Source organism: Neorhizobium petrolearium (assembly GCF_017873175.1).
GTDB lineage: Bacteria > Pseudomonadota > Alphaproteobacteria > Rhizobiales > Rhizobiaceae > Neorhizobium > Neorhizobium petrolearium.
In genome coordinates, this window is sequence record NZ_JAGGJW010000015.1 from 15,879 (window position 1) to 28,454 (window position 12,576).

The window sequence follows — 12,576 nt, forward strand, 5'->3', positions numbered from 1 at the left end:
TGTCTCAGTTGTCGTTGGCCGGCTGCTGCGGTGCGGTGGCAAGGTGCATGACATATTCGTCAGCGAGATCCGCAATCTGGAGGGCCACTTCTTTCTCGCGCCAGCCCGCTGCGACTGCACGCGAGAAAACCAGCTCCAGCACCCGCCGGAATTCTGCTTCACATTCTTTCACGCGCGCTTTGTCAAAGACGCTGTGTCTCGGAGAGTGAACGTTTGGCATATCGCCAAACTATAGAAATTGGTGCCATAATTCAACCACAATTGGGCGGTGTCCCACGAGGTTGTGTGGACACTGACATCTGATCTTCCTCCAGTCGCAGCAACTCCTTCGCCCCCGTCTCGTCGGTGATCAGTGTATTGCAGCCGATGCGGCGGATCGTGGCGCGGATGGCGACCGCCCGGTGCGCACCGCCGGAGGAGAGCACGATATGTTTCGCCTTCTTCAACGTATCGAGGTCGATCGACATTACCCGCTCGTTGAGCTTTTGATCGACCGAGTTGCCTTCAGCGTCGAGAAAGTTGAACATGGTGTCGCAGACGCAGCCGGCGGCGATCAGCCGGTCGAGCTCTGCCCTGGAGATGAAGCCCTCCGAAAGCGAAGTGGAATGGGGGCCGATGTCGCCGCAACTCACCACCGCGAGGTCGAGGTTTTCGGCAAGGTCGTAAATGGTGTTCAGCCCGCATTTATCGATCAGCGCCCGCTTGGTGGTGACCGAGTCGACGAGCAGCGGTGCGAGGAACATGTAGCACTCGGCGCCAAGATGGCCCGCGAACCGCCATGTATAGTCGATCGGGTTGGTCTGGTGTACGGCGACGATGCCACCAAGCAGTGAGACGACCTTGCAGTTCGCGCGCCTCGGTGGGCGGAAGCTCGACAGCGAGGCGGTCATGGTGCGGCCCCAGCCCACGCCGATCGTCATGTCGTCCTGTATCACGTCGGACAGGAATTGCCCGAGCGCCAGTCCGACTGCGCTCGCCATCGCCGTTGCGCTCTTGTCGCGCGGCGCCGGTACGACGATCGCCTCGTCCAGCCCGTAAGCCTTTTCCAGCCGGGTTGCGAGCTCGACGCAGGTGTCGATGCCCTCGCTGATCCAGATCTGCACTTCGGAACGCTTCATCGCCTCGTCGAGAAGGCGGATCACCGTCGATCGGCTGATGCCGAGCCGTTCTGCGACATCTTTCTGTGTCAGGCCCTGGTTATAGTAGAGCCAGGCCGCGCGCAGCCTCAGCGAGCCGGCTTCGGAATAGGCGGTGTGGGTCTCGCGTCTAAGCTTGGCCAATGGGCCTCCGGCGGGCATGTTTCAATCCCAACGATATTGGCCCATGTGAAACATATGTCAATTCCGAAGGGCAAATGTCTTGACTTTGCGGCCGCCGAGGGACGATAGTCCCTGAGGGTGCGCTGGGAGCAAAATTGCGCCTGAAGCGTTAGGATTGATATCGAGGATTACCCGGATGACGTCGAAACTAGAGCAACTTCGTTCCATGACCACGGTTGTCGCCGACACCGGCGATATCGAGGCGGTCGCCCGCCTCAAGCCCGTGGATTGCACCACGAACCCGACCATCGTGCTCAAGGCGCTCGGCACGCCGGTTTTCGCCGACAAGGTGAAAGAAGCGATCGCCTGGGGGCGCAAGCAGGGTGGTCAGGAAAATGCGGTCGTGTCCGCCGTGGCCGACCGGCTCGCGATCGACGTGGGCGCCGCGCTTGCCGGGATCGTGCCCGGTCGCGTCTCGACCGAGGTCGATGCCGACCTTTCCTTCGACACGGAAGCATCGATCGCCAAGGCACGCTCCATCATCGCCGCCTACAAGGAGCGCGGCATCGACCGCGACCGCATCCTGATCAAGCTCGCCTCCACCTGGGAAGGCATCCGTGCGGCGGAAGTGCTGCAGACGGAAGGTATCGACTGCAACCTGACGCTTCTCTTCTCCATGGCTCAGGCGATTGCCTGTGCCGAGGCCAAGGTCTTCCTGATCTCGCCGTTCGTAGGCCGCATTCTCGACTGGTACAAGAAGTCGACCGGCCAGGATTATACGGCCGAAACCGATCCGGGCGTTCTCTCCGTCCGGCAGATCTACAATTATTACAAGGCGAACGGTATCAACACGATCGTCATGGGCGCCTCCTTCCGCAATGCCGGCGAGATCGAAGCGCTGGCCGGTTGCGACCGCTTGACGATCAGCCCGGCGCTGCTCGAGGAACTCGACAAGGATACGGGCACGCTGACGCGCAAGCTTTCGCCCGACACGTTCAAGGCCGAGCCGCTCCAGTCGCTCGACGAGAAGACGTTCCGCTGGATGCTGAACGAGGACCAGATGGCGACCGAAAAGCTTTCCGACGGCATCCGCCTCTTCGCCAAGGACCTCGTGGCGCTGCGCCAGATGGTCCGCAAGGAGCTGACGCTCGCGGCTGCGTGATCGTTTCGGCATGGCTTACAAGCAAAAGGCCCGGAGCGATCCGGGCCTTTTTCACAAGGTGAGGGCAATCAATCAATGCCTTATGCCGCCTGCGGCACTATGGTCGCGGAGCCCGGCTTCTTCAGCAGGAGAACCGAGATCGCGGCGATCATGCACATCACGCCGGCGATCTGCAGGGCGGGCATATAGGTGTTGAAGTCGCTCTTGAAAAAACCGGCGCCGAAGGCCGCCGTGGCAGCCCCGATCTGGTGGCCCGCAAAGACCCAGCCGAAGACGAGGCCGGCCTTCTCGCGGCCGAATTTTTCGGCGGCAAGCTTCACCGTCGGCGGCACGGTCGCCACCCAGTCAAGCCCGTAGAAGATCGCGAAGACCGACAGTTCCACGAAGCTGAAACCCGAGAGGGACAGGTAGATCAGCGACAGGCCGCGCAGGCCGTAGAACCAGAAGAGCAGATAGCGGTTGTCGAACCGGTCGGAGAGCCAGCCGGCGAAAATCGTGCCGAAGAAGTCGAAGATACCGATCACCGCGAGAGTGCTGGCGGCCGTCACGGCAGCCATGCCGAAATCGCCGCAGATTGAGATCCAGTGGGTCTGGATGAGCCCGTTCGTCGAAAGCCCGCAGACGAAGAACGTGCCGAACAGAACCCAGAAGACTGGGTTGCCGGCGACGCTGTAGAGGGTGATGAGCGGGGAGGCGAGCGTCGCGAGCAGCTTGTGGTCCTGCTTCGGCGGCTTTGATACTGCCGTTTCGCCATAGGCCGGCAGTCCGACGTCGGCGGGATGATCGCGCATCAACAACAGGACCAGCACCATCGCGGCGGCGATAACCGCAACGGTCAGCGTGAGCGCCGAACGCCAGCCATAGGCTTCGGTCATCGCAGCCAGAAGCGGCAGGAAAACGAGCTGCCCGGTGGCGTTGCTCGCCGTCATCAGCCCGACGACGAGGCCGCGGCGCTTGGAGAACCAGCGGGTCGCGACCGTGGCTCCCAGGACCAGCGCGGTCATGCCGGTACCGACGCCGATCACCACGCCCCAGAGAAGGACAAGTTGCCAGACCTCCGTCATGAACAGCGAGACGACGATGCCGCCCATGATTAGTGCGAGCGCCGTTGCCACCACCTGCCGGATGCCGAAATGGTTCATGAAGGCGGCGGCGAAGGGGCCGAGCAGACCGAAGAGCACCAGGCGCACGGCCATGGCCGACGAGATGTCGGCAATGTCCCAGCCGAATTCCTGGTGCAGCGGCTGGATCATCACGCCCGCCGACCCCATGGCGCCGGCGGTTGCCAGCATGGTCAGGAAGGTGGTCGCGGCGACCACCCATCCATAGTGGAGGTCTCTGCCGGCCATCCATCGTGCGGCGCTGGTGGAGATCATGTCTAGTCCCTTTCCTGATCCTTGCCGCATCCGCAGCAGATAATTCGGGTATATGCCCGCTTTAGAATATAAAAATCAGAGCTCCTTGAGCAGCTCCAGTAGTTGTTTCGTTTTTTCCGGTCCAAGCCGGACCTCGATATCCTCCTGAACGCCGTCCCAGAGGGGGGCGCCTTGCCGAAGCAGGTCGTGGCCTCTGTCGGTCAGCGTCAACATCGCTTCCCGCTGGTCTTCCCCGTGGCCTATCGTGACGAGACCCATGCGCTCCAGCACTTTCGTGTTGCGGCCGACGGTGGAGCGGTCAAGCTCCACCTTGCCGGCAAGTTCGGTCAGCGAGACCGGCTCCAGCCGCCTGATGTTGCGGAGCAGGCTGAACTGGCCGATGTTCACGCCGAGCGGCGCCAGTGCCTCGTCATAATAGGACGAGACCTTTCGGGAGGCTTGGCGCAGCACGATGCAGTGGCAGGTTTCGCTTGGCATGTGTGCGGGTATATACCCACAGTTTGATTTGCGCAAGAGGGCTGATCTATGCCGTCGCCCGCGCCTTGATCGTCGTTTTGACGAAGGCTCCAATGAACAGCGCCGTCATCAGAAGCACGATGGTCGGGGCCGGCGCGCTGTCGAGAAAGAAGCTGATATAGATGCCGGCAAGGGAACAGCCGACCGCGATGGCAACTGCCGTCAGCAGCATCGGGGTGAACCGCCGGGTAAGGAGAAAGGCGATTGCGCCGGGAGCAACCAGGAGCGCCACGGAGAGGATGATGCCGATCGCCTTCAGCGCGCCCACCACCGTCAGCGAGAGCACCGCAAGCAGACCGTAATGCAGGAGCCGCGTCGGCAGGCCGATCGCCCGGGCGTGCTGCTCATCGAAGGAATGCACCAGCAGATCCTTGCGGAAGATCACTAGGAAGAGCATGGCCGCCAGCGCGATGAGGCCTGTTTCGATCAGATCCGATGGCAGGATGCCGAGCATGTCGCCGAACAGGATATGGTCGAGATGCACGTCGCTCTGCACTTTCACGAAGAGCACCAGCCCCAGTCCGAACATGCCGGAAAAGACGATACCAAGAACGGTATCCTCCTTGATGCGGCTGTTCTCCTTCAGGAAACCGGTCGCGAGCGCACAGATCATGCCGGCCACGAAGGCGCCGACCGAAAGTGGGATCGACAGAATGTAGGCGATCACAACGCCCGGCAGCACGGCATGCGAGACGGCGTCACCCATCAGCGACCAGCCCTTCAGCACCAGGAAGCAGGAGAGGATCGCCATCGGCAGCGCGATCATCAGCGTAACGATGAAGGCGCGCTGCATGAAATCGATCTGGAAGGGGAAGGTTGCGAGGTCGATGAAATCGCTCACGGCGTTTCCTCCAGGGTGCGGCGCAGCCGGCGGCGGGCAGCGAGCATGCCGTGTTTCGGTGCGAGCAGAAAGGCCAGCAGGAACAACGCGGTCTGCAGTACCACGATGATGCCGCCGGTGGCGCCGTTCAGGAAATAGCTCAGATAGGCGCCGACGAAACTGGTCGCCGCACCGATCGCAAGGCCCATGAGGATCAGTCTCTCGAACCGGTCGGTCAGCAGATAGGCGGTCGCGCCGGGCGTTACCACCATGGCGATGACGAGGAAGGCGCCGACCGTCTGCAACGCCGCGACGGTCGAGGCGGCCAGCAGGGTGAAGAACAGTATTTTGAGGAAGTCCGGGTTCAGGCCGATGGTGCGGGCGTGGTTCTCGTCGAAGAAAGTGACCATCAGGTCCTTCCACTTGAGCGCCAGGATGACGAGGCTGACACCGCCGATGATGACGAGCTGCAGCGTATCCTCCGGCGTGATGGCGAGGATATTGCCGAGCACGATCGTCTGGATGTTCACCGAGGTCGGAGAGAGCGACACCATGAAAAGGCCGAGGCCAAAGAAGGATGTGAAGATGAGCCCGATGATGGCGTCTTCCTTCAATCGTGTCCGCTGGTTGAGGAAGAGCATGGCGCCGGCCGCCAGTCCGCCGGAGATGAAGGCGCCGAGCGAGAAGGGGAGGCCGAGCATATAGGCTCCGGCAACACCCGGAACGATGGAATGCGAGAGCGCGTCGCCGATCAGCGACCAGCCTTTCAGCATCAGATAGGCGGAGAGAAAACCGCAGACACCGCCCACCAGGGCGCTGACCCAGATGGCGTTCAGCATGTAGCCATAGGTGAAGGGTTCAAGGAGCGTCTGCAGCATCCGCCTTCTCCTTCGATTCACCCTTGCCGTTGCCATAAGTGACGAAGGGCCGTTCGTCGTCGCTGATGACCTTGATCCTTCTTTCGTCGGCATCTTCGTGAAGATCGGAGCCGCCGAGGACAAAATGGCGCAGCACGCCGCCGAAGGCCTTTTCCAGATTGGCTTCGGTGAACGTGTCCTCCGTCTTGCCATAGGCGAGCACCGTGCCCTTGACGAAGACGGTGCGGTCGCAGAATTCCGGCACGCTGCCGAGATTGTGGGTCGAGACCAGCATCACCCGGCCTTCGTCACGCAGCGCCTTCAAGAGCGCGATGATCTGTTCCTCGGTGGTTACGTCGACGCCGGTAAAGGGCTCGTCGAGCAGGATGACCTGGCCTTCCTGCGCGAGCGCGCGGGCCAAAAAGACACGCTTCCTCTGGCCGCCGGAAAGCTCGCCGATCTGGCGCTTGCGGTATTCCTCCATGTTTACCCGCTTCAGTGCCTGAGTCACCATCTCGTGGTCGCGGCGCGAAGGGATGCGCAGGAAGTTCATATGCCCGTAGCGGCCCATCATCACCACGTCCTCGACGAGGACCGGGAAATCCCAGTCGACCTCTTCGGCCTGCGGCACATAGGCGACGAGGTTCTTCCTGAGCGCCTCCCGGGCCGGCATGCCGAAGATCTCGACGGAACCTTCGGCCAGCGGCACGAACCCCATGATCGCCTTGAAGATCGTCGACTTTCCGGCGCCGTTGATGCCCACCAGCGCGGTGACCGTGCCTTTCGGCACGGTAAAGGTCGCGTGTCTCAGCGCCGTAAGGCCGTTGCGGTAGGCAACCGTGACATTGCTTACATCAAGGCCGGCGGCCTCGGGTTTCTTCTTGCCCATCATCACTGGGAGAGGCCTTTCGCGATGGTTTCCGTCGTTACGCGGAGGAGGTCGAGATAGGTCGGTACCGGACCGTCTGCCTCGCTCAGCGAGTCGACATAGAGGACGCCGCCATACCGGGCGCCGGTTTCGGAAGCGACCTGCCTGGCCGGCTTGTCGGACACAGTGCTTTCGCTGAAGATCACCTTGATGTCATGCTCGCGCATGGCGTCGATGACGGCGCGCACCTGCTGCGGCGTGCCCTGGCTGTCGGCGTTGACCGGCCAGAGATAAAGCTCCTTGAGACCGAAATCGCGGGCGAGATAGGAGAAGGCGCCTTCACTCGTCGCCAGCCAGCGGTGGTCTTCCGGAAGGGCGGCGAGTTCATCGCGGATCGGCTGGACCTGCGCCTTGATCTTATCCGTGTAGGCCTTGGCGTTGGCGGCATAGACGTCGGCATGGGCCGGATCGATTTCAGTCAGCCCCTTACGAATGTTCTCGACATAGATCACCGCGTTTTCCGGCGACATCCAGGCGTGCGGGTTCGGCTTTCCCTGGTAGGCGCCGCCGGCGATCGCCATGGGTTCTATGCCGTCGGAGACCGTCACGTTCGGGATATCGCCCAAATTGGTGAGGAACTTCTCGAACCAGAGTTCGAGGTTCAGGCCGTTGCGCAGCACCAGATCGGCATCGCGGGCGCGCAGGAGGTCGCGGGGGGTGGGCTGGTAGTTATGGATTTCCGCGCCGGGCTTGGTGATGCTTTCCACGTCGGCTGCATTGCCTGCGACGTTCTTTGCCATATCGGCGATCACGGTGAAGGTGGTCACCACCTTCGGCTTTTCCCGCGCCTGCCCCGCCACGGGGAGGGAGAAAAGGGCGGCAGCCAGAGCCAGTCGAAGAATAGGATGGAAATATCTCATGGGCGGATCAAACCTTTTTTGCGACTAAGTCGCAATACCAAGTAACAAATATTTCTTGGTTGTCAACGCTATTGCAACTCATTCGCAACAAGGATGCATTTACCGCAAGGTCATCGCCGGCCTTGGAGCCGGGCCCACCGAGATCGGCGGCTGTTCCAAATTGCGTCGGCATCGGGTCCCGCAGGTTAAAGCTTCTTCAAGAAGAATGAGGGAATATCCCGCCGATATTCCATAGGTGTCCTGCGTAAGATGGAGTTGATTATGCCGGAGCTCGGCAAGTGAAGGGTCTGAAGTTCCGGTTTTCCAAGACGCTCGTCCTGATCATGGGCGGCATTGTGGTTCTCGGTGGCGGCAGCGGCACCGCGGCGGTCATCATCGGTACGGACAAGATTCTCGGCCCCTCCTACCGGGAGATCAATGGCCTCGAATGCACCGCTCTCGAAACCATCAAGATCAGGCGCGATCAGCGCTACTGGATCCGCAAATATGTGACCAGCGATCAGTTCGGCGATGGCGTCGCGCGCATCAAGACGGCGCTGCGTGTTGCCCGAGCGGTACAGGAAAAAGAGAAGGCCGATCTCGTCCAGGTGGCAATGATCGACAAGGCCGGCCCCAAGGACCGCGCCCGGATGCGTGGCCGCATGATCGGTGCGCAGGTCGTCTATATTCCCGATCTCAAGAAAGTGCCCGAAGGCGCCGACGCCGAGACCTATTCGGCCTATTATCTCGACGGTTCGCCCAATTCGAACGGCGAATATTACGGCATGCGCATCGACCTGCCGCTGGAAGATGTCGAAGCCCTCACTGCAAGCCTGACCGACAAGGCCGATTGCATTGATCCGGCAGCGGTCGCTCCAGCCGGTGAGCACGGAGCGCCAACCGGCGGACATGGCGAGAAAGCAGGCGGCGGTGGTCATGGTGAAGCCGGCGGACATGGGGAAACTTCAGACGGTCACGGCGCGCCGACCGAAGGCCATGGCGAAGGAGGTGAAGCTGCGGCCGCGGAGAGCGGCGGATTGCTCGACTCCATCACCGGCATGATTTTCGACTCAGGTCAGGAGGCACCGGCGGAAGGCCAGACGGGCGAAGGCAACGCCCATGCCGTGGCTCCGGCTGAGGCGCACGACGCACCTGCAGATGAACATGGCGAGGCCGCCGGGGAAGATCATGGCGATCAGTCTGCGCCCCCCGCTGTGACCAAAGCGGAAGGTCATGACAGTCAGCCTGCCGGCCACATCGAATCCACCGCGGCCCAGTCGAAAGAGAGAGAAAGTTTCTTCGCGTCGGTGAAGAACATGCTCTTCGGGAGTGGTGAAGACGAAAAGGCCGAAACGTCCCATGACGAAGCTTCAGCCAATGCCCGGTCTGTCCCGGAGGCGTCTCTACCCGCGCCGGAACCCGGGACTGCTGCGGAAGGCGGCAAGAAATGGTCCAAGGGCACCGAGGCCGACGAAATCCGGTCCGGTCACGACTCCGCCGAGGCCGTGCATGCCGATGCGGCATCGTCTCCGGCGGGCGATGCCAATGATGCGGATGCCGCCGGTGCCGCCTGGCTTGCCAAGCTCAGAGGCGAGACAGCGCCGGCTGCGGCAAAAGCTAGTGGGGAAGCGTCAGGAACTGGGAAGAAGGATGTGCATTGAGTTTAGGGAGCTGATCCCCTCACTTGCGATTTCCAGCACTTAGCTGCGTTAAGCCGCCGCCTCGGCCCACCTCTCCCTTGGTGGGAGAGGTTACAAAATCAGCATCTTGGCGAAGCTAAGACGCTGATTTTGTTGGTGAAGGGCATTGTCGCGGGAAGACAGGCAGCATCAATCCGCCTTGGCGCGTCTTGCCGGGAACAGGATCACGTCGCGGATCGACGGCGAATCCGTGAGCAGCATCACCAGGCGGTCGACACCGATGCCGAGGCCGCCAGCCGGCGGCATGCCCTGGTCGATCGCGTCGAGGAATTCCTCGTCGAGCTGCTTTTCCTTCTCGCCGCGGGCATGCGCCTGCTCGAGCTGTTCGACCATGCGGCGGCGCTGTTCTTCCGGGTCGTTGAGTTCGGAAAAGGCGTTGCCGATTTCCCAGGCGTTGCAATAGGTCTCGAAACGCTCGACAAGGCGCGGCTCGCCCGGAACTTCCTTGGCGAAGGGTGAGATGTCCTTCGGGAAGTGGGTGACGTGAGCCGGCTGGATCAGTGTGCCCTCCACCTTCTCCTCGAAGATGAAGGCAAGGCATTCGCCCCAGGTCCAGTCCTTCTCGACCTCGAAGCCGGCGGCCTCGGCGGCGGCGCGGGCTCCCTCGTCGGTCTTGATCGCAAGGAAGTCGATGCCGGTCGCCTCCCTGACAGCCTCGGGCATCGGCACACGGCGGAACGGACCCTTGAAGGAGATTTCCTTGTCGCCGAACTTGAACTCGGTCGAGCCGTGGATGCTCATCGCCAGATGTGCGAAGAGCCGTTCGACGAGGCCCATGACGTCCTCATAGTCGGCGTAGGCCCAGTAGCACTCCATCATGGTGAATTCGGGATTGTGCCGGGTCGAGACGCCTTCGTTGCGGAAGTTGCGGTTGATCTCGAACACCTTGTCGGTGAGGCCGGAGACCAGCGTGCGCTTCAGGAACAGTTCCGGCGCGATGCGCAGGTACATGTCGAGCTTCAGCGTGTTATGATGGGTCTTGAAGGGCTCGGCCGTCGCGCCGCCATAGACCGAATGCAGCATCGGCGTCTCGACCTCGAGGAAATTCTCGTCTTCCATGAAGCGGCGGATTCCGGAGATGATCTTCGAGCGCTGGCGGAAGCGGAGCTTGGACTCCTCGTTCGTCATGATGTCGAGATGGCGCTTGCGGTAGCGGGTCTCGATATCCGACAGGCCATGCCATTTTTCGGGCATCGGCAGCAGCGACTTGGTGAGCATGGTGATTTCCTTGGCGTTCACCGTCAGCTCGCCGCGCTTGGTGCGTCGTACCTCGCCGGTCACCCCGATGATGTCGCCGATATCGATCATCGGCAGCAGCGCGCGGGCCTCTTCCGGCGTGGTGTCCTTGTGGGAGAAGATCTGCACCTTGCCGCCTGCGTCGCGGATGTCCATGAACATGCCGGAATTGCGCGAGGAGTAGACGCGCCCCGCCACCGTGACGATATCGCCGGTTTCCGTGTCCGGCTCGACGCCGGCATATTTCTCGGCCAGTTCCGCGTTCGAGATCGTCCGGTGGAAATGCGCCGGATAGACATCGCCGATCTGCTCGCGAAGCAGCTTGAGCTTCTGGGCGCGCACCTGCGTGGCGTCGGAGGAGAGGGCGGTTTCGGTATTCGTGTCGGTCATTCTGCGGGACCTTTCTGATTACTTGCCTGATTCCTGGGCGCCGACCATGGAGGCGACGACGGTGGCGGCGATCTTCAATCTCTGGCGCACGACCGAACGGCCGAGCAGCGCCATCGAGTCGAACAGGGGCAGCGAGCGGGACGAACCCGACATGGCGACGAAGAGCGGCGGCGTGACGACGCGCAGCTTCTTGCCGAGCTTGTCAGAGACGGCGCGCAGCTCGGCGTCGATGGTCTCGACGTTCCATTCCATCAGCTTTTCGAGATCGGCCTGAACGGTATTGAGGATCTCCAGCGTCTCGGCCGGGCTGGTCTTCAGGCCGGCGAAGGAGGCCGGCGTCAAGCCGACGTCGTTCGAAAGCAGGAAGCCTGCGAGCTGCGGCAGTTCGCCGAGCTTGGAAATGCGGCTCTGCGACAGTTTCAGGCCTTCCGTCAGGCGATTGTTCTCCGACGCCCATTCGAGCGTGCGGGCAACGAAATCCTCCGGCGAAAGCTTTTCACGGATCCAGCGGCCGTTCAGCCAGTCGAGCTTCTGGATGTCGAAGATCGCGCCGGCCTTGGAGAGATTGTCCGGATCGAACTTTTCGCAGAGCTCGTCCATAGTCAGCAGTTCCTCGCCCTCGGCGATCTGGATGAAGAACAGGCCAAGGAAGTTCATCAGCGCTTCCGGGAGGTAGCCGAGCGCGGAATAGTAGGAGATCGAGGTCGGGTTCTTGCGCTTCGACAGCTTCGACTTGTCGGCATTGCGTATCAGCGACAGGTGCATGAAGACCGGCTGTTCCCACTCGAAATAGCGGTAGAGCAGGATGTGCTTCGGCACCGAGGCCAGCCATTCTTCGCCGCGTGCCACATGGGTGATCTTCATCAGATGGTCGTCGATGACGTTCGCCATGTGATAGGTCGGCATGCCGTCGCCCTTGATCAGCACCTGCATGTCGACCGAGTCCCACGGGATGGACACATCGCCATAGACGCCGTCATGGAAATCGCAGGAGCCTTCGGTCGGGATCTTCATGCGGATGACCGAGCTTTCGCCCGCTGCCATCTTGGACGTGACTTCCTCGGCTGTCAGGTGGAGGCAGAGACCATCGTATTTCGGAGGCTTGCCGGCGGCGCGCTGCGCCTCGCGCATCTGCTCCAGCCGCTCCGGCGTGCAGAAACAGCGGAAGGCATGGCCCTTGTCCAACAGCTCCTGGGCGTAGGGCTGGTACATTTCCTTGCGGTCGGACTGGCGGTAGGGGCCATAGGGGCCGCCGACATCCGGGCCTTCGGCCCAGGTCAGCCCCGTCCATTTCAGCGCGTCCAGCACCTTCTGTTCGAATTCCGGCGTGGAACGTGTGGCGTCGGTATCCTCGATGCGCAGGATGAATTCGCCGCCCATCTTCTTGGCAAAAAGATAGTTGAACAGGGCGATATAGACGGTGCCGACATGCGGTTCGCCGGTGGGCGAGGGGGCGATGCGGACACGGGGGCCATGTGTGTTCATGAATAATG

At 61.7% G+C, this 12,576-nt stretch carries 12 protein-coding genes; 2 read left to right on the forward strand and 10 right to left on the reverse strand.

The window, feature by feature from the left end; translation table 11 throughout:
- Nucleotides 1–4 precede the first annotated feature (4 nt).
- Together J2046_RS25380 and J2046_RS25385 are read right to left on the reverse strand one after the other, a co-directional pair.
- Nucleotides 5–172 (reverse strand): hypothetical protein, encoded by a 168-nt coding sequence (locus J2046_RS25380; protein WP_325169787.1) that lies wholly within the window; start codon nt 170–172, stop codon nt 5–7.
- 79 nt (nt 173–251) lie between these two features.
- The gene (locus J2046_RS25385; protein ID WP_210056617.1) at nt 252–1,280 is read right to left on the reverse strand and encodes a sugar-binding transcriptional regulator; all 1,029 of its coding nucleotides are present in this window, start codon (nt 1,278–1,280) and stop codon (nt 252–254) included.
- Nucleotides 1,281–1,455: 175 nt separating this feature from the next.
- On the opposite strand from J2046_RS25385, the gene tal reads away from it, so the two are divergent.
- Nucleotides 1,456–2,421 carry a transaldolase gene (gene tal, locus J2046_RS25390; RefSeq protein ID WP_210056619.1) on the forward strand — a complete coding sequence of 322 codons (966 nt, stop codon included), beginning with the start codon at nt 1,456–1,458 and terminating at the stop codon, nt 2,419–2,421.
- Between the two features lie 80 nt (nt 2,422–2,501).
- On the opposite strand, the gene J2046_RS25395 is transcribed toward tal, so the two are convergent.
- The 6 genes from J2046_RS25395 to J2046_RS25420 all read right to left on the reverse strand — a co-directional run bounded on the left by J2046_RS25395 (nt 2,502) and on the right by J2046_RS25420 (nt 7,778).
- On the reverse strand, nt 2,502–3,797 hold the full coding sequence (locus J2046_RS25395) for an MFS transporter (protein ID WP_210056620.1): 1,296 nt from the start codon (nt 3,795–3,797) through the stop codon (nt 2,502–2,504).
- 75 nt (nt 3,798–3,872) lie between these two features.
- Complete coding sequence (locus J2046_RS25400; protein ID WP_210056621.1) at nt 3,873–4,274, reverse strand: MarR family winged helix-turn-helix transcriptional regulator; 402 nt, start codon at nt 4,272–4,274, stop codon at nt 3,873–3,875.
- Between the two features lie 46 nt (nt 4,275–4,320).
- Entirely contained in the window at nt 4,321–5,154 is an 834-nt protein-coding gene (locus J2046_RS25405) for a metal ABC transporter permease (RefSeq protein WP_325169788.1), read from the reverse strand.
- On the reverse strand, nt 5,151–6,011 hold the full coding sequence (locus J2046_RS25410; protein WP_210056622.1) for a metal ABC transporter permease: 861 nt from the start codon (nt 6,009–6,011) through the stop codon (nt 5,151–5,153). Before J2046_RS25410 ends, J2046_RS25405 begins: the two co-directional genes overlap by 4 nt.
- Nucleotides 5,992–6,879, reverse strand: a complete 888-nt coding sequence (locus J2046_RS25415; RefSeq protein ID WP_210056842.1) for a manganese/iron ABC transporter ATP-binding protein — start codon at nt 6,877–6,879, stop codon at nt 5,992–5,994. Before J2046_RS25415 ends, J2046_RS25410 begins: the two co-directional genes overlap by 20 nt.
- Nucleotides 6,880–6,881: 2 nt before the next feature.
- Entirely contained in the window at nt 6,882–7,778 is an 897-nt protein-coding gene (locus J2046_RS25420) for a metal ABC transporter substrate-binding protein (RefSeq protein ID WP_210056623.1), read from the reverse strand.
- Nucleotides 7,779–8,056: 278 nt separating this feature from the next.
- On the opposite strand from J2046_RS25420, the gene J2046_RS25425 reads away from it, so the two are divergent.
- A complete protein-coding gene (locus J2046_RS25425) occupies nt 8,057–9,418 on the forward strand; it encodes a hypothetical protein (protein ID WP_210056624.1) in 1,362 nt (453 codons plus the stop codon).
- Between the two features lie 168 nt (nt 9,419–9,586).
- Here J2046_RS25425 and lysS read toward each other — a convergent pair whose 3' ends face one another.
- Together lysS and gltX are read right to left on the reverse strand one after the other, a co-directional pair.
- Entirely contained in the window at nt 9,587–11,083 is a 1,497-nt protein-coding gene (gene lysS / locus J2046_RS25430) for a lysine--tRNA ligase (protein WP_210056625.1), read from the reverse strand.
- Between the two features lie 18 nt (nt 11,084–11,101).
- Nucleotides 11,102–12,568 carry a glutamate--tRNA ligase gene (gltX, locus tag J2046_RS25435; protein WP_210056626.1) on the reverse strand — a complete coding sequence of 489 codons (1,467 nt, stop codon included), beginning with the start codon at nt 12,566–12,568 and terminating at the stop codon, nt 11,102–11,104.
- Between the last annotated feature and the right edge of the window lie 8 nt (nt 12,569–12,576).